This is a genomic window from Sagittula sp. P11 (genome assembly GCF_002814095.1).
Classification (GTDB): domain Bacteria; phylum Pseudomonadota; class Alphaproteobacteria; order Rhodobacterales; family Rhodobacteraceae; genus Sagittula.
In genome coordinates, this window is sequence record NZ_CP021915.1 from 14,986 (window position 1) to 34,613 (window position 19,628).

Below are 19,628 nucleotides of genomic sequence, written 5' to 3' on the forward strand. Positions count from 1 at the left end.
AAGAATAAGGCTGGAGAAGCCAATTTATCCCGCCTTTGCAGGGCGTTGCGTCCAGCGCGGATTGCGCCAGTCGATCCCCTCCAAGAGATAGCCGAGCTGGGCTGCGGATATCTGCACCGCTTCACCACTTCCGCTGGTCGGCCAGATGAACTTCCCGGCCTCCAACCGCTTGGTATAAAGCGACATGCCGACACCGTCGTACCAAAGCAACTTTACCAGGTCGCCCTTGCGCCCGCGGAAGCAGAAAATCTCGCCCGCATGCGGATCACGTCCCAAACCCTGCTGCACTGTCAGCGCCAAGGTGTTCATCCCTCGCCGCATGTCGGTGACCCCACCGGCAATCCATACGCGCACCCCCGCCGGGAAGGCGATCATCGGCTTTCCAGGGCCGGCAGCAGCCGCGCCAAAACCTCTGGCTCCACCGACGAAGGGACGAGAAGCCGTCGCCCGTTCCTCAGCACGATCTCGAGCTGGACATCAGGCGTGCTGCGTGGCGCCTCCCGTGCGGTCGCGGGCACGGTCGGAGGTGCCATGGGCGGCGAAACAGCCAGCGGGATGAAGGAAGGCGGTGTCTCGGCGCCAAGTTCGCCAGCGCGATACTGGCGCCGCCATATCGTCAGCAGAGAGCGAGATACGCCATGCCGCCGCGCCGTGGCTGTCACCTGGCGATGCCCCAGGAAGCTCTCCTTCACGATCGCGATCTTGTCGCCATCGCTCCAGTGACGACGGCGCGGCGCATCCGCGGCAGAGAGGACTTCAATCTCGGGTCTGAACTTATGGTCGGCCATAAGGTCGGACTTAGCACCGACGCTGAAACCCCGTCAGACGGCCTCCACCGGAGGCATACAATCAATTAGCGCCACTCTCGGTTCAACTGATTTTCTTCAACAGTGCGGCACGCGCAATTGGCTCGCACCCCTGCCAGGCCTTCTCGGACTGACTGATGAGACGTCTGCTCCTTTCATCGCTCGGACCATGAATGATGGCGGATCGAACCTTGTAGAACTGTCTCAGTTGTTCTCCTATCGAGGTTTTTTCGTCGTCAGTGACTGCTAACAACTCAGCAGCGGATTTTTCGAGCTCTCTTCCAATTGACCGTCCTCGAGGCTTGAATAAGCGCTCGAACACGATCGCTAAGTCCAGAACCCGGTCATCCAGTGCAAAACGTCCGTCGCGTCTATGCGCTTCGGCGAGCCTTTGAATGATGGCGGCCATTTCCGGATACTCAGTGTTGCGCCGTTTGGCAAAGAGCTCTTTGACCAGTTTGATCTGCTCGGTTTCAACGAATTCGGATTTGTCAAAAGGAGAGAACAGGTGGCTGATTGAGCGGCCTTTGTGCGTTTGAGCGGCGTCGTGATGGGAGCCTAGGAGCTTTGCTGCGCGGCGTGGAATGCACCCTTCGAATGTTGCGAGCCACGAAACACGATAGCTCATCACTACTGATAGCAGATTGGCAAACTCGGCCGCCCAGCGATGAAACAGCGGCGGTGGATTCCTTGTTTCCGGTTCTGGGGGAAAGTGCAGGTTCCCGACGCTGGGCCTCCAGGGAAACCGCCGCACGATACCAAAAACCTGCTCCATGCGCCGCCAGCTCACTTGTTCCGCGGCAACCGCTTTCAGCCAGTCCATGTCAACGTAGTCAGCAAGATGTTCGAAGGGGAGCAGCGCATATTCTTCCCCGAGATCGACTTCCTCCTCAAAGCGTGCCCCGCAGTATACTGCCACATCGATCGCCGTTCCCAAGGATTCAGCTTTTTGCGCGCCGGCTTGCACCAATGAGAGTTCCAAGAGTGTGCTCAAGTCCGATGCTGGCTTGAGGAACGGTTCCGTAGTCCCTTCGTCTTGACACTCCATAAGGCCGACAATCAGCTGACTGAGCGTCGTCATTGAGGTGTGATTCAGGATTCCGATCTGGAAGTCGTCGCGTTTGAGGTCTCTGCCCATGGCGCGTGACAAGGTTGGATGGTCTCGCAAGACTCCACGGGCGGGGTCCAGTGCAGCTTTCAGATTCTTGAACTTTCCGGTCGTTCCAAAACGAGCCTCGAACAGCGCATCGTCATAGAGCTTCGCAATTGCTTCGCTGGGATATGGCGTTTCGTCCCGACCGTTGCGAAGGATCCGAGGATACCCACTCGGAGTGAAGTACCACTGCAGAAATGGCCGCTGTACCACTTCTAGGTTGTGGAGAGAAGCACAAAGCCTCTTGGTCCATTCCGTGCGGTCGTAGTTGTCGATTTGCATGGGTACCTAGCTAGCGAACCTGCAGGACAACTGAAACTGAATCCTCTACCGCCACGCAAAAATACAGTCTACATCATGATTGCCAACGCGGTCGCTTGGTGCAGCACATCAAACCCAGCTAGAAGCGCATCTAGCCATCGAAGCCCGGTCACTCGCCGATGGTTCTATCGCAGTAGCATACAGTTAAAAGCCGGCAAGCAGGCACCAGTTGACGATGTACAAGACAAAGAAAGACTGGGGCACAATGTCTTAGCCCCCTAAAACTGTGCCAGTATTTGAGTGTCACAGGAGGGATGTGGAGTTCACCCCGTTTCTGGTCCGGGCTTCATGCGACCTTTCGGGTTTCATTCAATTGGGCCGCAAATCCGCTCGGCGTCAAGTTTCCGAGCGAGGAATGCGGCCTGGTTTCGTTGTAGTCGGCTCTCCAGGCATTGATCCTGTTGCGGGCGTCATCCATCGACAGGAACCATGAGGCGTTGAGGCATTCCTGACGGAGGCGGCTGTTGAAGGCCTCGATATATGCGTTGTCCGTTGGCTTTCCGGGCCGGGAGAAGTCGAGCTCGACCTTGTTCAAGTAGGCCCACTGATCCAGCAACCGACCAGAGAACTCGGGGCCGTTGTCGACTCGAATGCTTCGGGGCTTGCCCCTGATCCGCGCCAATCGATCCAGTTCGTCGATGACCTGGTAAGCTCGGAACTTCGTCCTCGCAGCAGTCACGAGAGCTTCTCTCGTAAAGCAGTCCACGATAGTCAGAATGCGGAACGGTTGTTCGTCGAACAGCCGGTCCGACATGAAGTCCATCGCCCAAACATCGTTCATGCCGTCCGCCTCGGATCGGCCGGATCGATACCGGCAGGCCCGTCGTCGCTTGGGGCTGCGCGTTCGGATCGACAGGCCTTCTTCGCAATAGAGGCGATACAGACGCTTGTGGTTTACCTGCCAGCCTTCGCGCTGCAGCAAGATATGCAAACGACGATATCCATACCGCACACGGCTCTCGGCCAGTTCCTTCAGGCGCATCCGCAGTTCCACCGCGGGGTCGCGCCTGGATTGATATCTGTGGGAAGCCCGCCCGAAGCCCATAGCCCTGCAGGCCCGACGCTCCGACACCTCGAACACATGCTGATAGTGTCGGACAACCTCGCGACGTCGAACAGGCTTCACCACTTTTTTCGCAGCGCATCCTGAAGCATGGTTTTGTCCAGCGTCAGATCGGCGACCAGACGCTTCAGCTTGCCGTTCTCGTCCTCGAGCTGTTTGAGACGGCGGATCTCGGATACCCCCATCCCGGCATAGACCTTCTTCCAGCGGTAGAACGTCGCTTCGGCTATCCCCATCTTTCGACAGATCTCGCCAACCGTCGTCCCGGCTTCCGCCTGCCTCAATGCAAAGGCAATCTGTTCGTCGCTGAATCGTTTCTTCGGCATCGGTACACTCCTCTGTTGCCAGAAATGTACCCAAAAATTCGCACTCGGTTCGGACCAGTTTCAGGGGTCAAGACCATGTCGTGGTCAAATGCGTCGAGCGCCGTGATCACGCGCAGCGGTTCGGCGGAAACGCCGGTCTCCTCGGCCAGTTCGCGGATGGCTGCGTCGAACAGGGGTTCGCCCTGGTCAATCTTGCCGCCGGGAAATCCCCAAAGGCCCGCATCGGGCGGATTGGCGCGACGTGTATCGACCCAGCGGAATCTGCTCAGGTTAAGCCGCTAATCTGAATGCCTCGGCTGGCGTGCGCATGGCAAGCGCCTGATGAGGGCGGCGGTTGTTGTAGAAGGTGATCCAGTCTCCGATGACCCGCGCCGCATGCTGGATGCTCTCGAAGCGATGGCGGTGAACGCATTGCTCCTTGAGGGTCCGGATGACGCGCTCGACCATGCCGTTCTGCTGGGGGCAGTGGGGCGTGATGAACTCCTGCTTCAGGCCGTAGCTTCGGACCAGCGCCGTGAAGTGGCGGCTGGTGAAGACCAGACCGTTGTCTGACCTCAGCAGGAACGGCGCCTCGACGCGGCCGAGCGTGCCGAACCTGGCGATGAGCGCGTGCTCGAGAGCTGCGCTGGCAGTGCTTGCCTTGCCGGAGCGCGATAGATGCCAGCCCAGCAACTCCCGGGTATGGCAATCGATCACGAGCGCGAGCGAGGCCCAGCCATCCCTGCCGGTCCAGATGCGGGCGATATCCGTGGACCAGCGTTCGTTCGGCGCCGTGGCGACGGATGGAACGGCCTGGATGCGGGGCCGCATGCCGACGGCCCGCTTCCGGACCTGCCAGCCCTTGAGCCGGAAGATCCGCTGCACCGTGTTCTTGTTGAAGCCCAGGAGCCAGGCCACGGTGCGATAGCCGAAGGAGGGCTCCTCCTCGATCATCGCCTTGATCGGCTCGGCGAAGCGCGGATCGATCCGCGGAGCGGCCTTCACCGGCTTGTAGTAGACCGTGCGGCGCGGCACGCCGAACCAGGCACAGAGCCTGGCGATCGACACCGTGATGCCCTCGGCGCTGAGGCCCTGCTGAATGCGAAGGATCAATTCCCGTCCTGCGCATCCAGCAGGGCCTGCAACTTTTTTCGCGCCCGGAGCTCCAGCATGGCCTCGCCGTAGGCCTCCTGAAGGTCCTTGAGCTGCTTCTCGTATTGCTCCCGAATGTCGAGCGGATTGGCCCGCAGCGAGTTCTCCATCCCCCGCTTCGCGTCTTCGACCCAGCCCTCGATCTCGGAAGGGGCCAGGTCAAACGACCGGCTCGCCTCCGCAACCGTCGTCTTGCCCTGGATGATCTCGATCACCAGCGCCGTCTTACGCTTCGCCGTCCAACGCTTGATGCTGTCGTCCATCGTCATACTCATCGCTACGTTCTCCCTTGTAGCATGAGCAGGATTTCTCTGGGTCGATACAGACGCACGAGAAGCACCTGAGTGTCGCGCACGACTACGGCGATGGCCGACGGGATCGGGCGTGGGTCTGTCGGTTGATATGGCAAGGCGGCCTCGTCATGCTGAGGCCGGCAAGGGCAAGAGAGCGCTGCGATCCTGTCCCTTCGCCGGCATGATCCGGATCAGGTTCAAAGGGTCACCGCGCTGCAATCGCCAGCGATATCTCAGCCCCTTGTCGGGACACCCCTAGGTGAGCGTCAGCATATCAGGCTGAGCGCCCGGTTCAATGCCGGGCGGATGTGCTTGCGCCTGCCCTCGCTTGTTGAAACTTTAGGCAAAACAGACAAGGCAGCAGTCATGGAGTCCCTGTTCCGTTCGCTTGGCCCGGTTATTGGCCGCCCCTCGCCAGCCGAGGCCCTTCGCGCCGGGATCGGCGCCCTGATCGGGCTTGGGGTGACGGGCGCATTCCTGTTGTCGCCCGTGGTCGACCTGACGCTTGGCCTTTACCTGATTGCCCCGTTCGGTGCGACGTCGGTTCTGCTGTTCGCAGTACCCAACAGCCCGTTGGCGCAGCCGTGGTCGGCGGTGGTGGGCAACACTCTTGCGGCACTGGTCGGTGTGGCGGTCTGTTCCGTGGTCGCTGACCCTGTCCTGCGGATCGCCCTTGCGGTCGGGCTGACGATTACGGTCGGCATCCTGTGTCGCGCGATCCATCCCCCGGCGGGTGCGGTCGCCATGACAGCGGCGATGAGCCCGGAGGCGGTCGGGCGACTTGGATTCTGGTTCGCGATCGCACCCGTCGCCACGGGCACCCTCGCGCTGGTCGTCTGTGCTGCGATCTACGCCCGGCTCACGGGGCGCAGATATCCATTCCGCCAGTTCGATGAGCCAAGTCGCCACCGCACCGAAGATCCCGATCCCGCCAAGCGCATCGGCCTGTCCCGAGAAGAACTGACGGACCTTCTGGATCGCTATCGCCAGTCGTTCAATCTGGGTGTCGAGGATCTGGCGCGATTGATCGGCGCGGCCGAGTTGCAGGCCGCCGCGCACCGGACAGGTCCGCTTCTGGCGACCGACGTCATGTCGCGCAATCTGGTGACCATTGGCCCGGACACTCCGCTGTCAAAGATTGCGGACCTGTTCAGACATCATCGCTTTACCTCGCTTCCGGTGACCGGGGCCGAGGGGCGTTACCTTGGCGTGATCTTCCAGATGCACCTGATCGACCGCGCGCGCGAGGATGCGCTTCGGCTCGACCGTGGCTATGTCGCGGCGTTTCGGCGCCTGATCGACCGGGATCGCACGCAGCCGGTCCGTGCCAAGGACATCATGAGCGTCGCCGGACCTCGGGCGGTACCGGCGAGTCCGGTCGGGGAGCTCCTGCCGATGATGGCCAATGGTGATGTCGATGCGGTGCCGGTCCTTGAAAAGGGCCGGATCGTCGGCATCGTCACCAGGACGGACCTGATTGCCGCCCTCGCGCGGTCCGGGCTGCGGGCGCAGGACTGAGAGGCGGTGGCCCGGTCAGGTCGGCTCGAGCGGGTGATCGTCGGGAGTCGGGACGCTTGCGAGACCCGCGACAGGGACATTGTCGATCAGGCGCACGCCATCGAGCCAGGCGGCCAGGAAAAGGCGACCGGGGCGGTCTGCCCTGGTCATCAGCCTGAGGTCGGGATCGCTGCGCAGTTCGAGGTAGTCGATGGTGTCGAACCCGGCAGAAAGCAGCACCGCCCTGGCCTTGTCGAGGGCCTGCGCGACCTGTCCGCCGCGGGAGATGACACGCGCGGCGTCGTCCAGGACCTGGGCGATCACCGGCGCAATTTCGCGTGGCCCTGCGGCGAGCCGGAGGTTGCGCGAGGACATGGCGAGGCCGTCTTCCTCGCGAATGGTCGGACAGCCGACAATCTCGGTCTTCAGGTCCAGATCCAGGGTCAGGCGGGTCACCACCTGCAGCTGCTGGTAATCCTTTTCCCCAAAATAGGCGCGGTCGGCATCGGTCTGCAGGAACAGCTTGGTCACCACTGTGGCCACCCCGTCGAAATGCCCCGGGCGCGCCCCGCCGCACAGGCCTTCGCTGACGCCGGTCACCGACACGGTCGTGGCGAAACCCTCGGGGTACATCTGCGCGCCGTCGGGCACATAGAGGATATCCGCGCCATAGGGCGTCAGCTTTTCGGCATCGCTGTCCTCGGTCCTTGGGTATTTCGCCAGATCCTCGGGGTTGTTGAACTGCTTGGGGTTCACGAACAGCGTCACGATCACCCGGTCGTTTTCGGCGCAGGCCCGTTCCACCAGGGACAGGTGCCCGGCATGCAGTGCGCCCATGGTCGGCACGACGCCGATGGTTTCCTCGGCGCGGCGCCAGCTTTCGGTCAGGGCGCGCAGCTCGGTCTTGGTGCGGATGATCTTCATGTGCCCGGTTCCTCCTGGGAAAAGACATGTTCGGGGGCGGGGAAGCTGCGGGCGCGGACCTCTTCCGCGTAGGTGCGGATGGCGGTGCGCGCCTCGGCAGCCAGGTCGGCATAGCGTTTCACGAACTTCGGCTTGAAGGCGTCGAAAAGGCCCAGCATGTCGTCGATCACAAGGATCTGCCCGTCACAGCCCGCTGACGCCCCGATGCCGACCGTGGGGATGGCGATATCCGCGGTGATCTGGTCCGCCAGCGCGGCGGGCACCTTTTCCAGCACGACTGAAAACGCCCCCGCGCGGGTCATCGCACGGGCATCTTCGGCGATCCGGTCCGCATCCGTGCCGCGCCCCTGCACCTTGTAGCCGCCAAGTGCGTTCACCGCCTGCGGCGTCAATCCGATATGGGCCATGACGGGAATGCCGCGTTCCACGATAAAGCGGATCGTGTCTTCCATATGCGCGCCGCCTTCCAGCTTGACCGCGCCGGCGCCGGTTTCAGCCATCAGCCGGGCGGCGTTGCGAAAGGCCTGGGCGGGGGAGTCTTCATAACTGCCGAAGGGCATGTCGACGACCATCAGCGCGCGGCTCAGGCCCCGGGCGACGGCGCGGCCATGCAGCACCATCATTTCCATCGTCACGCCGAGTGTCGAGGGCAACCCGTGCAGCACCATGCCGACGCTGTCACCGACCAGAACCAGATCGCAGTCCGCATCCGCCAGCTGTGCCACGGGGGTCGTATAGGCCGTCAGGCAGACCAGCGGACCGGCCCCCTTGCGCGCACGGATGTCGGACGCGGTGAGGCTGCGTTGCGGGGCGGATTGGCTCATGTCGGTCCTCCGAAGACAGGCTGACGCAGGGTTACCCTCTCGACGGCCCTTTCGCAAGCGCAGCGCAATAATATTGCGCTTTCTTATACGAAACAGTCATATACGTGCGCGGCGGATTTCCGGTTCAGAAGTCCAGCCCAAGGTCCAGAACCTGCGCCGAATGGGTCAGCGCGCCCGAGGAGATGTAATCGACGCCCGTCGCCGCGACCTCGGCGATGCGGGCCAGCTTCATATTGCCCGAGGCTTCGAGAACAACGCGCCCGGAGGTCATTTCCACCGCTTTCACAAGGGTTTGCGTGTCCATATTGTCCAGAAGAACGACATCGGCGCCGCCTTCGTCCAGCACCTCCGAAAGCTGGTCCAGCCGGTCGACCTCGATCTCGCAGCGGATCATGTGGGACGCCTTCGCCTTGACCGCTTGCAGAACGGGGCGGATGCCCCCGGCAGCGGCGATGTGGTTGTCCTTGATCAGGATGGCGTCGGACAGGCTGAAGCGGTGGTTGAATCCGCCGCCATGCAGCACGGCCTGCTTTTCCACGATCCGCAGCGCCGGCGTGGTCTTGCGGGTGCAGGTCACACGGGTGTTCGTCCCGCGTGTCTCGGCCACGAAGGCGGCGGTCAGCGTGGCGATGCCGGACATGCGCCCGGCAAAGTTCAGCGCGACCCGTTCGCCCGACAGGATCGAACCCGCGTCGCCAGAGATCTCCATCAGCAGGTCGCCCGGCGCGATCACGTCGCCGTCGGCCTTGTGCGCGGTGATCTTCAGCGTGGGATCGACCAGCCGAAAGGCCAGTTCGGCGATCTGCAGGCCCGACACGACGCCCGGTTCGCGCGCATTCAGCCGCGCAGCATAGGTGGTGCCGGCCGGAATGACGGTGCGGGTGGTGATGTCGCCATAGGTGCCCAGATCCTCCATCAGCGCGGCGCGGACCAGCGGTTCAAGGATCAGGTCGGGCAGTGGAGTATGGCTCATGCCGGTTCCTTTCGGGTCTTGGTTGCGCGGATCGCCAGCGCGTCGTTCAGGGTCATCAGCGACCTTGTGCCGGTCGCGCCTTCGGGCCGGGGGAAGTCCGACCGGAAATGCGCGCCCCGGCTTTCCCGGCGCATCAGCGCGGCGGCGGCGATCAGGGTGGCGGTGGCGGTCATGTTCTTCAGCGTCTCGCAATCGGGTTGCGCGGCTTCGATCGCGGCGATCTCGGCCAGCGTCCGGGTCAGGCCATCCGCCGTGCGGATCACGCCAGCGCCGTCGGTCATCGCCTGACGCAGCCGGGCGACCAGCGCAGGATCGGGCGTTTCGGCGGCGGGAAGCTCGGGCAGGGTGACGGCTGCGGCATCCGTAGGCGCGGGCAGGGCGGCGTCGATCGCCAGCGCACAGCGGCGGCCATAAACCAGCGCCTCGAGCAGGCCGTTCGAGGCCAGACGGTTCGCGCCATGCAACCCGGTCGAGGCGACCTCACCACAGGCCCAGAGGCCGGGCAGGGTGCTGGCCCCGTCCGCGTTCGTCGCCACACCGCCCATGTGGTAATGCGCGGCGGCGGCCACAGGGATGACCTGCGTGACCGGGTCGAGACCCGCCTGCTGGCAAGCGGCGTTGACGGCTGGGAAATCGCTGGGGATCTTTGCGCCAAGGGCGGCGCGGGTGTCCAGTGCCGGGGCCAGCCCTGCCTGTGTCTGGGCATAGACGGCGCGAGCCACGATGTCGCGCGGGGCCAGTTCCGAGTCGGGGTGGGTGTCCAGCATGAAGCGCACGCCCTGTCGGTTGACCAACGTGGCTCCTTCGCCGCGCAATGCCTCGGTCGCCAGCGGGGCAGGGTCCAGCCCGCAGGCCATGGCGGTAGGGTGGAACTGCACGAATTCTGCGTCGGCGATCTGCGCGCCCGCGCGGGCGGCCATGCCGATGACCTGGCCCCGGATGCGCGGCGGGTTGGTCGTGAGGGCATAAAGCCCGCCCGATCCGCCCCCGGCCAGCAAAACTGCCTTGCCGCGCAGGGTGACGCTGGCGCTTTGCCCCCGATCACAGCGGGCAACGGCCACGCCGGTGACACGGCCGACCGAGACCTCAAGCCCCGTGGCCATCACGCCTTCGAGCACCTGGATATGATCCGCCTCGCGCACCTGGACGATCAGGGCGCGCATGATCTCGGCCCCGGCCTGATCGCCCTGAACCCGCACCACGCGGGCGACACTATGCGCCGCCTCGCGCGACAGCACATAGTCGCCGTCTGCGGTGCGGTCGAAGGGTGTGCCCAGCCCGGTCAGGTCAAGGATGTGATCGCGCGCCTCGGTTGTGACCGACACCGCCACGCCCGGATCGACGGTGCCTGCGCCTGCGGTGACGGTATCGCGGGCATGGGCCTCGGCGCTGTCCGCCGGGTCCATCGCCGCCGCCACGCCGCCCTGCGCCCAGGCCGAGGAGGCGCCGGTTCCCAATGCCTCGGGCGAGATCATCAGCACGGGACGCGGGGCCAGTTTCAGCGCGGCGTATTGCGCCGCCAGCCCTGCGCCCACGATAATGACGCGACCCGTTTCGATCGGGGACATCGCCCTAGCCGGCCATCTTGGCAGAGAGGTCGATCATGCGCTGCACGGCGACACGGGCCTTGTCGGCGATCTGTGGGTCAACCTCGACCGCGCCTTCCATGGTGTGGAGCGACCACAGCACCTTTTCCAGCGTGATCTTCTTCATGTAGGGGCACATGTTGCAGGGGCCGACGAAATCCACATCCGGAAGCGCGTCCGAGATGTTGGACGCCATGGAGCATTCCGTCACCAGCATCGCCTTTTCGGGCCGTTGCTGAGTGACATAGTTGATGATCCCGCTGGTCGAGCCGGAAAAATCCGCTTCGGCCACAACGTCGGGCGGGCATTCGGGATGCGCGATGATCCGCGTGCCGGGGTTCCATTCGCGGAAATCCTTCAGGTCCTGCGCGGTGTATTGTTCGTGCACGATGCAGGCCCCATCCCACCACACGATGTTCTTTTCCGGCACCAGGTTGGCGATGTTCTGCGCCAGATATTTGTCCGGTGTCATGATGACGGTGTCACTATCCAGCCCGCGCACGATCTGCACCGCGTTCGACGAGGTGCAGCAGATGTCGGACGCGGCCTTCACCTCGGCCGTGGTGTTCACATAGGTGACGACGGGCGCGCCGGGATATTGTGCGCGCATCTGGGCGATGCCCTCGGCGGTGATGCTTTCGGCCAACGAACAGCCTGCCTCCATGTCGGGGATCAGCACCGTCTTGGAGGGGTTTAGGATCTTGGACGTCTCGGCCATGAAATGCACACCGCATTGAACGATCATGTGGGCCTCGACCTTGGTCGCCTCGATTGCCAGCTGAAGGCTGTCGCCGACCACGTCCGCGATGCCGTGATAGATCTCGGGCGTCATGTAGTTATGCGCCAGGATGACCGCGTTGCGATCCTTCTTCAACTTGTTGATCGCCGCCACGTAGGGCGCATAGATCGCCCAGTCGGGGGGCGTCACGACACGGTCCATGCGCGCATAGATTTCGGCAGTCGCGGCTGCGATGCCGGTGGAAGGGGAAAGATCGTAGTGATCGGCGAGTTCGGCGCGCAGCGCGATCTGGTCCAGCAAGTGCGGCAACTCCTCGGGTCAATTCGGGCCGCCGCAAAGGGCGCGGCCGCACGCGGAGGGCGTCGGCTGATGGGTATCTAATTGGTGGATGACGCAAGGGCAAGCTTGAGGGAGCGCGCCACATAAATTGCATACGCTAACATTTTCAGGAGGCTGGAGGTCCCAGTCCCACGTCTAAGCGTCTGACCAGGGTTCCAAGGCCGCTCCGGTCGCGAGTCGCGACTTCAGGGGACAATATCGTATTCCGAACTGACCTCGGAATCGAACAGGATGCCGCCACACACGTTGAAAATGGCCTCATCGCCCTTTTGGAAAGCGAGGTTGCGGACGGATGGCGACATTGCCGCGCATCAGGCCAGAAGGACCTATGAATTCGATGGCCCCGCAGTCGATGTCACGCGGACGTCCCTCCAGCGCGCGCAGGCACTGAATTGCGCGGATCGAGGCCATAGCCTGTCTCGTAGCTCAAGTAGCCCGCGCACCACTTGCCTGCGGCCCGCGCGCGTTCCATCTGGTCCTGGGCGCGTGGCACCTCGTCAGCATCGTCGGCGCGGATTAATTCGTGAGGTGCAGCGAACCGCATCTCGGTGTCGGCAAGATCGGCGCGCAGCAAAAGGTCGACCGCACCCAGCCTGATCTTGCGAGATCACGTCAGGAGGTTAGGCCTCGTCATCAGGAGCTACGAAGGCCCGAGCGGTGTCGTAATCCGCTGCAAGGCGCATTTCGCGCAGCGGTTTCACACGCCGAATGGATTCGGCATAGATCTCGTGCGCCTTGTAGGCGGCCAGCGCCTCGTCATCCACGAACTCTCCGTAGACGACCACGTCGATCTCCTTGCTGGCCGGATCCGTCTTGCGGTTCAGAGCGATCTCGAGGTGCTTCGCATTGGGAATCTGCGTCAGGAGCTGCAGTCCCTTTCGGACAGTGTCGAGGTTGCCGTCGTTCGGAACAGTGAAGAAAACGACATGGCGGATCATTGAATACTCCGGGTGTTCAGTGGTGGGAGCTGGCCCCAAGCCTCATGCTGGGAACCACGCGCCTCGCGCGGTTGCCCTTCTAAGGTTTCGGCCCGACACCGCAACCCCATCGGCCCGCCATCGTCACGTTTCGCCTGAGAAACGACCGATGTATGAGGGAAGACTTTCGTTGAACTGAAGGACTTTATGCGGGGACACCAGGTTCGGATCCGGGCGGGCGGTCCGCGTTCTGACGGTTGATTTAGCCGCTGTGCGACCGGGTCCCGGAAAGTCAAAGCAGGCTTTGGGTCCTGGCGGATCCGGAGAATGAGGAAAGGGGTCTGGCAGAGTTCCGCAGGGGGCCCGCCACCTCACCGAAGGGTTACTTTCCAAAACCGTTCTCCGGTCCGCGCGCGGTTGCCGTGCGCTCCTTCTGACATCGGAGACCACCCATGGCCAAATCCAAATCTAAACCCAAATTCGACGCCGCCGCGTCGATCACAAACGAACTCATTCGCATCATCGAACGCGGAGTCCTGCCGTGGCGCAAGCCCTGGACGGCGGGTGGCAGCTCCCGGCCTCTGCGGGTGAGCGGCGCGCCCTACCAGGGCGTCAACAACTTCCTGCTGACCATGCGGACAACGATGGCGGGCTACGGCTCGCCATTCTGGATGACGATGCCACAGGCCAACGCCCTGGACGCCAGGATCCGCAAAGGCGAGAAATCCTCCCTGGTGATCTATTACGGACAGAGTCGGAAACAGGGGGAGGGGGATGACGCGTCCGACGATGACGAGACCGACGACGCCCGCGTCTTCCGTTTCCAGAAATCCTACCGGGTCTTCAACGCTTGTCAGATCGAAGGGCTCCCGGACAGTTTTCATCCGGACCCCGAGCCCGTGCCGGATCATCCGATCGCAGAGCCGATCCCGCATATGCAGGCCTTCTTCGAGGCCATCGACATCACCACCGTATTCGCGGGCGACGAGGCCTATTACATGCCGGCTGTCGACAAGGTCTACATGCCTCCCATCTCACGGTTTCAGGACCCGCGGAACTTTTACGGTGTTTGGGCGCACGAATGTTCTCATGCGACCAAGGCGCCGCATCGCCTGAACCGCAACTATGGCCTGTCCCGGTTCGGAAACACGGCCTACGCGCGCGAAGAAATCGTGGCGTTATCTTGACAGTCTGCACCGCATGCCACCTTGCCGTAGGATGGGTGACAGGCGTCGACGGTAGGCAGTTTTCAGGCTGGCCGCCGCGCTTACCAAAGAGCTGGCGGCGGCCAGCCTGAGAACTGCCGGGCCGAAGCGTGCACCGGGTGGGGGCATGGGGAGGGTTTTGCGCTGGTGTCGATTATTTATGTTTGCGAGCGTCGCGAGGCCGGGGGTCTCGACGCGCATGTGCCGTTGATCCTGCGCGGCGACGCGCTCTACGACCCCGATCTGGATCGCTTCTTCCTCGACCTGCCGCTATCGGGGATTCGATCGCGGCATTCGCTTCGCGCCCAGGCCTATGATGTGACAGTCTGGCTTCGCTTTCTCGATGCTTGCGGCAAGACCGTATGGGCTGCGACCCGCGACGATGTCGAGGCTTATCATCGTGCGCGTCGGCGCGGCGATGCCGGTCAGCGGATCACGGCGGCAAGCTGGAACAGGGCCGTCGCCAGCCTTGATCGCCTCTATCGCTGGGGCGAGCGGCAAGGGCTGATCGCCGAGGCACCGTTCAACCGTCGTGCCGTGTGGCGACCGGCGCAGGGTGGACGTCGCGGAATGATCGCCGCGCGCAACGACGCCTATGAACGTGTTGCGAAGCGGTCGGATGTCCGGTTCGTCACGATGGACGACTACCGCATCTTCCGCGAGGTCGGTCTGCGCGGCCTCGCGCCTGACGGCAGCGAACGCCCCGGCGCACGTGATAGGAACGGATTGCGCAACGTGCTTTTCGCCGATCTGCTCGTCACGACAGGTTTGCGACTGGAAGAAGCCTCAGGTCTGCTCGCCGGTGATCTCGCGGTCATTGTTCCGGACGGCGATGAGAACCGGCAGCTCTGGTTGCGCCTGCCGCCGCCGCTCACCAAGGGCGATCGCGGACGAAGTGTTCTGGTCCCACGCCGGCTGCTTCGTCAGATCGCGGCCTATATCGATGTCGAGCGCGCGGCAGGCGCGGCCAAATTCGTCGCGCGCAATGGCGCGGCGCGCTTTGACCGGCCGATCCATATCACCGACGCCGGTCTCGACCGCATGCGCGATGTCTGCACGCCAGAGGAACGATGCCGTCTGATCCTGTGCAACGAGAACGGAACGCCGCGCGAGCCCGCGGCGCTATGGCTGACCGAGGTCGGACAGCCCGTTCGACCCAATTCCTGGGAGGTGATCTTCGCCCGCGCCTGCAAGCGCTGTAGAGACTATGGTTTCTCGTTGTCGATCAGCCCGCACCAGCTGCGCCACACCTTCGCGGTCCATATGCTCGCTTTGCTGATCCAGGAGCGTCTGCGCGAAGCCGCATTGCCGGCGGGGCCGATGGAGAGCTACCGGCTGATCCTGGGCGACCCGCTGCAGCAGGTGCAACGCCTGCTCGGCCACGCGAGTCTCGCCACCACCTATATCTATCTCGACCATATCGCGACCCGCGCCGATACGGTGGATTCGGCGGTCGAGGAGTTGCTGGCACTGCTGCCGGGACCGCAGGGCGCATGAGCGGGCGTCGCCGCAAGGGCAGGCCCGTTGCTTTCGCGCGCGTCACGCCGGAGCGAGCCAAGCCCGATCCGGTGCTCGGCCTCAGATTCGTCATCGAGGCGCGGCATGGCGGGACCGTCCAGGTTGACATGACCAATCTCGATCCTCGTCCGCTCGCTATCGCCTTTGCCAGCGCGTTGCGCCGGTCGGCCGCGCTCGGCGGCCCGATCGGTGCGGCCAGCGTCATCAAACAGTATGTAAACTCCTATCGCCGTTTCTTCACCTGGCTTTCCGATGAGGCGGGGGAAGTGGACGGGCCCGAAGACATGCGCGCAGCCCATGTCGACGGTTTCGCATCGGCACTCGAACGCGGGGGAATGGGCGCTATCTACCGGCATGTGACGGTCAGCAAGATCGTCAATACGCTGCGTGCGATAGAGGCGGATCGGCCCGACAGTATCACGCCCGACCTTCATGAGCGGTTGCGTTATACAATGGCAACCTCGGCGGGACGCTCGACCCCGCGTGATGCCTACAGTCCCTTCGTCGCCCGCGCGCTGCGCGACGCGGCCCGTACGGACGTGGAAGCGATATTCCGCCGGATCGGCGCCGAGGATCGGACCGATGAGGGCGATCCGGTCATTGGAGGAGCGCGGGCCGATGTCGAAGCTCTCATCGCGCGCGATGGAGCCGTTCGGACCGAGAGCGTCGAGCTGCGCCGTCTCTATTTCATGCGCTTGCGGCGCGGCTTGCCGATCAGCACGCTGATCGACGACCTGCATCGCAGACATCATCTGCACGTCACCGATCTGCCGCCATTGCTCGTGCTGCTTGCTCTCGATACCGGCCTCGAGCCGGAATGCCTGAAGGCGCTGACGGTCGATTGCCTGGCCAATCCCTCCGCCGGAACCGTCGAACTGCGATACCTGAAGCGGCGCGCCGGCGCCGCCGGGCACAAGAGCATGCGCGTGCGCGACGGCGGCCTCGGCACGCCGGGTGGCCTTCTCCGCCGGCTGATCGAGATTACGACCGTCGCCCGTCAGCATCTGCCCACCGATTGTCTCTGGGTTTACCACAACGTCGGCGGTCTCCATGCCGGCATCCGTCATCCGCGCGAACGCCTCGACGCCTGGGTGGCACGGCACCGGATTGTCGATGAGGACGGCAAGCCGCTCCATCTTCTGCTGTCCCGGCTTCGCAAAACCCACAAGGCGCTGTGGTACACCAAAACCGAGGGGTACATCGCCCGCTTCGCGGTCGGCCACACGCCCGAGGTCGCGGCGCGCCACTACGCCGATCTGCCATCGCTGCGGCCCCTGCACGAGGCCACCGTCGCCGATGCCTTCCGCGACGCTGTCGTCGCCGCGATGCCGACCATCCTCGCGCCAGCAGCCGAGAAGACGCTGCGCGAAGCGCCCGAACAGGCCGGGCCGCTGATGCCGCCGGATGCGGTCGGTTCCATTCTCGATGGGGAGCAGGATCTCTGGCTCGCCGCCTGCGCGGGGTTCCATAGCAGCCCCTTCGCCGAGGCCGGCTCGCCATGCCAGCAGCCGTTCTGGGGATGCCTCCATTGCCCCAACGCCGTCATCACCGCCCGCAAGCTCCCCGCGATCATGGCCTTCCTGTCCTTCGTCGAAGACCAGCGGCAGGGGCTTCCCGGTCCCGACTGGATGGTCAAGTTCGGGCAGGTTCATGCCCGGATCGTCCATCAGATCTTGCCCGCGTTTTCCGATGCCGTTGTCGCCGAAGCGCGGTTACGCGCCGGGGAGGAGCGCCTCTATCTGCCGCCCGAGGCGCGCGCATGACCGCGCCCGCCCTTGCCCGCGCTCCCGCGTTCGACGATCGGCCCGTGCTGGCGTGCGCGCCGCTCATGCCGGGCCATGCTCGCGAGGACCTGTCACGCGTCGGCGATCCAAGCTGGGATCTGGGTCCGGCCGTCTTCCGCGAGAACGCCCGGCGCTGCCACGTCACCGTGCATTTCGACGTGCTCGAAGATGCCGATGTGCAGGCAATGATGCGCGCCTATCTCTATGCGCGTCTCAATGTCGACCTTCCCGGCCATCGTCCGAAGCTGCCGCCCAGCTGCGTGCGGCAGGCGTTCAACCGGGCGCGGCGCTTCTTCGGCTTCGTCCGCGAACGATTGGGCGCGCTGGACCTTGCCCGCATTGATCCTCCGCTGATCGACGCCTATGCGCGGCATCTCCGAGAGGACCCGGCAAGGCGGCCCGTCATTGTCGGGCAGCTTCTCGAGGTCGTCATCGACTTCTATCTCTACCGCGAGCACCTTCCCGGCGGCGGCTTGTCGTTCGAACCGTGGGACGGGCGGCCACCCGCGCGCGTCGCGGGCTATCGTCATGTTCCCGAGAACCGGACCCCGCGCATCCCCGAGCCGATCATTGCGCCGCTTCTGGCATGGTCGCTGCGCTACATCACGGTATTCGCAGGGGACATTCTCGCCGCCCGGCGTGAGCTTTCCCGGCTCGAAGCGCGCCGCGCCCGGCTCTTCGTTGCGGAACAGGGATTGCCGCATACGGAGCGCCGCCGCCGGCAACGGCAGCGACTGGCGCGCTATTTCCGGTCCCGCGCGCGGCAGGGTCGGGGCGTGCCGGTCTGGGCTAGCCCGCCCAACGGTTCCGCATCCGTCGATCCGGTAAGCGGGGAGCTTCTGCCCGTCGTCAACGTGCAGCTTCTGCATCTTCACGCAGGCGTCGATGCCGCCAGGGAGCCGGCGATGCATCTCGCTCTCGCCGGCGGCGCGTCCGATCTCATCGCTGCCGCCATCGCGGATATCGGGATCGAACCCGGCGGCATGGATACGCCGATCTCGGTCGATGCCGATCTCGGCCGGCCATGGCGGCACCGCTTCGATGCCAAATCCCTCGTCCTGGAAGAGCGCATGCTGCAGGCAGCGGCCTACGTGGTCTGCGCCTATCTGACCGGTATGCGCGATTGCGAGGTGCAGGCGATGCGCCGGGGATGCCTGACGCTTGCGCGCAGCGAGGATGGCACCGTGTCACGACACCGCGTCCGTTCCACTGCGTACAAGGGAAAGGGGGCCCGGGGAGCGTCGGCGGAGTGGGTGACCATCGAGCCCGTCGCTCATGCGATCGGGGTGCTCGAACAGTTGACCCGGCGCGCGGCTGTTGCCCATGGTCTCGATACGCTCTGGCCCGTGCTGTCAGTGACGCGAAGTAGCAAACCGCACGTCTCCGCCGAGATCGTGCGCCAGATCAACGCCTATCGTGACCACCTGAACAGGCTGTTCGGGACGGAAGAGGCGCCCGCCATACCGCCCGGGCCGGACGGTAAGCCCTGGCGGATCACAACCCGCCAGTTTCGTCGCACGATCGCATGGCACATCGCCAACCGTCCCTTCGGAACGGTGGCCGGCATGATCCAGTACAAGCATGCATCCGTCGCCGCGTTCGAAGGCTACGCGGGTAGCAGCGCCTCGGGTTTCCGCGCCGAGGTCGAGGCGCAGCGCCGGCTCGGTCAGATCGACGATCTGCTCGAGTATTTCGACAGGCGGCGCGGCGGGGCTGACCTTGGCGGGCCGGCCGGTCCTCGTGTCGCGCGTACCCTCGACGAGACAGCCACCGAGCTCGGGCCATTGCCGCCGATGATCGCGGACCGGTCCCGTCTGCGCATCATGCTCGCCAGTCTGGCCCGCACCCTGCATGTCGGACCGCTTGCCGATTGCTTCTTCGATCCGGCAACCGCCCTGTGCCTCAAGCGCGTGACGGATGCCGCGGCAGACCGCCCGCTGACAGCGCTTTGTGAACCGACCCGCTGCCCGAACGCCTGCATCGCGGAACATCACAGGCCCGTCTGGGAGCGAAGTGCTGATGAGGCACGCATGTTGCTGCGCGAGAAGCGGCTGCCCGGATTGCAGCGGGCCGCGCTCCAGCAGGAAGTTGACCGGATCGAGGGTGTGCTGGCCCGGATCGCGCCCGAGGGCGCGACGCCGCCCGTTCGGGCGGCGGTAAAGGGAGAGGGAGCTTGGGATCGGGGTGAGTGACGGGATGAGGAGAGCGGGAGAGGCCTGCTCCGCCCGT

At 64.2% G+C, this 19,628-nt stretch carries 16 protein-coding genes, 2 pseudogenes and 1 riboswitch; of the genes and pseudogenes, 5 read left to right on the forward strand and 13 right to left on the reverse strand.

Going from position 1 to position 19,628, the window contains the following annotated elements; all coding sequences use genetic code 11:
* Positions 1–24: 24 nt before the first annotated feature.
* The 7 genes and pseudogenes from tnpB to CDO87_RS23745 all read right to left on the reverse strand — a co-directional run bounded on the left by tnpB (position 25) and on the right by CDO87_RS23745 (position 5,075).
* On the reverse strand, positions 25–375 hold the full coding sequence (gene tnpB, locus CDO87_RS23715; protein ID WP_100927450.1) for an IS66 family insertion sequence element accessory protein TnpB: 351 nt from the start codon (positions 373–375) through the stop codon (positions 25–27).
* Positions 372–788 carry an IS66-like element accessory protein TnpA gene (tnpA, locus tag CDO87_RS23720; protein WP_100927449.1) on the reverse strand — a complete coding sequence of 139 codons (417 nt, stop codon included), beginning with the start codon at positions 786–788 and terminating at the stop codon, positions 372–374. Before tnpA ends, tnpB begins: the two co-directional genes overlap by 4 nt.
* A gap of 82 nt (positions 789–870) precedes the next feature.
* Positions 871–2,241, reverse strand: coding sequence for a HEPN domain-containing protein (locus CDO87_RS23725; RefSeq protein WP_157815107.1), 1,371 nt, complete (start codon positions 2,239–2,241; stop codon positions 871–873).
* A 325-nt stretch (positions 2,242–2,566) separates the two neighbouring features.
* A protein-coding gene (locus tag CDO87_RS23730) for an IS3 family transposase (RefSeq protein ID WP_100931383.1) occupies positions 2,567–3,669 on the reverse strand; the annotation gives its coding sequence in 2 pieces (ribosomal slippage) (positions 2,567–3,417 and positions 3,417–3,669; 1,104 coding nt in all).
* 77 nt (positions 3,670–3,746) lie between these two features.
* Positions 3,747–3,911, reverse strand: a pseudogene (locus CDO87_RS27630) (NUDIX domain-containing protein); the annotation flags it as partial.
* A 28-nt stretch (positions 3,912–3,939) separates the two neighbouring features.
* Complete coding sequence (locus CDO87_RS23740; protein ID WP_100931384.1) at positions 3,940–4,761, reverse strand: IS3 family transposase; 822 nt, start codon at positions 4,759–4,761, stop codon at positions 3,940–3,942.
* A complete protein-coding gene (locus CDO87_RS23745) occupies positions 4,758–5,075 on the reverse strand; it encodes a DUF1153 domain-containing protein (protein ID WP_100931385.1) in 318 nt (105 codons plus the stop codon). Before CDO87_RS23745 ends, CDO87_RS23740 begins: the two co-directional genes overlap by 4 nt.
* A gap of 168 nt (positions 5,076–5,243) precedes the next feature.
* A riboswitch (TPP riboswitch) is annotated at positions 5,244–5,360 on the reverse strand.
* A 99-nt stretch (positions 5,361–5,459) separates the two neighbouring features.
* On the opposite strand from CDO87_RS23745, the gene CDO87_RS23755 reads away from it, so the two are divergent.
* A complete protein-coding gene (locus tag CDO87_RS23755; RefSeq protein WP_100931386.1) occupies positions 5,460–6,611 on the forward strand; it encodes an HPP family protein in 1,152 nt (383 codons plus the stop codon).
* 15 nt (positions 6,612–6,626) lie between these two features.
* On the opposite strand, the gene panC is transcribed toward CDO87_RS23755, so the two are convergent.
* The 6 genes from panC to CDO87_RS23785 form a co-directional block, all read right to left on the reverse strand.
* Positions 6,627–7,514, reverse strand: a complete 888-nt coding sequence (panC, locus tag CDO87_RS23760; RefSeq protein ID WP_100931387.1) for a pantoate--beta-alanine ligase — start codon at positions 7,512–7,514, stop codon at positions 6,627–6,629.
* The gene (panB, locus tag CDO87_RS23765) at positions 7,511–8,338 is read right to left on the reverse strand and encodes a 3-methyl-2-oxobutanoate hydroxymethyltransferase (protein WP_100931388.1); all 828 of its coding nucleotides are present in this window, start codon (positions 8,336–8,338) and stop codon (positions 7,511–7,513) included. Before panB ends, panC begins: the two co-directional genes overlap by 4 nt.
* Before the next feature lie 124 nt (positions 8,339–8,462).
* On the reverse strand, positions 8,463–9,311 hold the full coding sequence (nadC, locus tag CDO87_RS23770; protein WP_100931389.1) for a carboxylating nicotinate-nucleotide diphosphorylase: 849 nt from the start codon (positions 9,309–9,311) through the stop codon (positions 8,463–8,465).
* On the reverse strand, positions 9,308–10,879 hold the full coding sequence (locus tag CDO87_RS23775; protein ID WP_100931390.1) for an L-aspartate oxidase: 1,572 nt from the start codon (positions 10,877–10,879) through the stop codon (positions 9,308–9,310). Before CDO87_RS23775 ends, nadC begins: the two co-directional genes overlap by 4 nt.
* A 4-nt stretch (positions 10,880–10,883) precedes the next feature.
* Positions 10,884–11,936 carry a quinolinate synthase NadA gene (gene nadA / locus CDO87_RS23780; protein WP_100931391.1) on the reverse strand — a complete coding sequence of 351 codons (1,053 nt, stop codon included), beginning with the start codon at positions 11,934–11,936 and terminating at the stop codon, positions 10,884–10,886.
* Between the two features lie 659 nt (positions 11,937–12,595).
* Positions 12,596–12,913, reverse strand: coding sequence for a Dabb family protein (locus CDO87_RS23785; RefSeq protein WP_100931392.1), 318 nt, complete (start codon positions 12,911–12,913; stop codon positions 12,596–12,598).
* A gap of 431 nt (positions 12,914–13,344) precedes the next feature.
* Here CDO87_RS23785 and CDO87_RS23790 point away from each other — a divergent pair.
* The 4 genes and pseudogenes from CDO87_RS23790 to CDO87_RS23805 all read left to right on the forward strand — a co-directional run.
* Positions 13,345–14,070 (forward strand): annotated as a pseudogene (locus tag CDO87_RS23790) (ArdC family protein); the annotation flags it as partial.
* A gap of 174 nt (positions 14,071–14,244) precedes the next feature.
* Positions 14,245–15,594: a tyrosine-type recombinase/integrase gene (locus tag CDO87_RS23795; protein WP_100931393.1), complete on the forward strand. Its 1,350-nt coding sequence runs from the start codon at positions 14,245–14,247 to the stop codon at positions 15,592–15,594.
* A complete protein-coding gene (locus CDO87_RS23800; protein WP_100931394.1) occupies positions 15,591–17,378 on the forward strand; it encodes a hypothetical protein in 1,788 nt (595 codons plus the stop codon). Before CDO87_RS23795 ends, CDO87_RS23800 begins: the two co-directional genes overlap by 4 nt.
* Positions 17,375–19,591 carry an integrase gene (locus CDO87_RS23805; RefSeq protein WP_100931395.1) on the forward strand — a complete coding sequence of 739 codons (2,217 nt, stop codon included), beginning with the start codon at positions 17,375–17,377 and terminating at the stop codon, positions 19,589–19,591. Before CDO87_RS23800 ends, CDO87_RS23805 begins: the two co-directional genes overlap by 4 nt.
* Positions 19,592–19,628 lie beyond the last annotated feature (37 nt).

Bases quoted from the DNA above. Each gene is read 5' to 3' on its own strand.
- CDO87_RS23805 (WP_100931395.1), top strand. From the start codon at position 17,375: ATGACCGCGCCCGCCCTTGCCCGCGCTCCCGCGTTCGACGATCGGCCC.
- tnpB (WP_100927450.1), bottom strand. From the start codon at position 375: ATGATCGCCTTCCCGGCGGGGGTGCGCGTATGGATTGCCGGTGGGGTC.
- panB (WP_100931388.1), bottom strand. From the start codon at position 8,338: ATGAGCCAATCCGCCCCGCAACGCAGCCTCACCGCGTCCGACATCCGT.
- CDO87_RS23745 (WP_100931385.1), bottom strand. From the start codon at position 5,075: ATGAGTATGACGATGGACGACAGCATCAAGCGTTGGACGGCGAAGCGT.
- CDO87_RS23755 (WP_100931386.1), top strand. From the start codon at position 5,460: ATGGAGTCCCTGTTCCGTTCGCTTGGCCCGGTTATTGGCCGCCCCTCG.
- nadC (WP_100931389.1), bottom strand. From the start codon at position 9,311: ATGAGCCATACTCCACTGCCCGACCTGATCCTTGAACCGCTGGTCCGC.
- CDO87_RS23775 (WP_100931390.1), bottom strand. From the start codon at position 10,879: ATGTCCCCGATCGAAACGGGTCGCGTCATTATCGTGGGCGCAGGGCTG.
- tnpA (WP_100927449.1), bottom strand. From the start codon at position 788: ATGGCCGACCATAAGTTCAGACCCGAGATTGAAGTCCTCTCTGCCGCG.
- panC (WP_100931387.1), bottom strand. From the start codon at position 7,514: ATGAAGATCATCCGCACCAAGACCGAGCTGCGCGCCCTGACCGAAAGC.
- CDO87_RS23800 (WP_100931394.1), top strand. From the start codon at position 15,591: ATGAGCGGGCGTCGCCGCAAGGGCAGGCCCGTTGCTTTCGCGCGCGTC.
- CDO87_RS23725 (WP_157815107.1), bottom strand. From the start codon at position 2,241: ATGCAAATCGACAACTACGACCGCACGGAATGGACCAAGAGGCTTTGT.
- CDO87_RS23785 (WP_100931392.1), bottom strand. From the start codon at position 12,913: ATGATCCGCCATGTCGTTTTCTTCACTGTTCCGAACGACGGCAACCTC.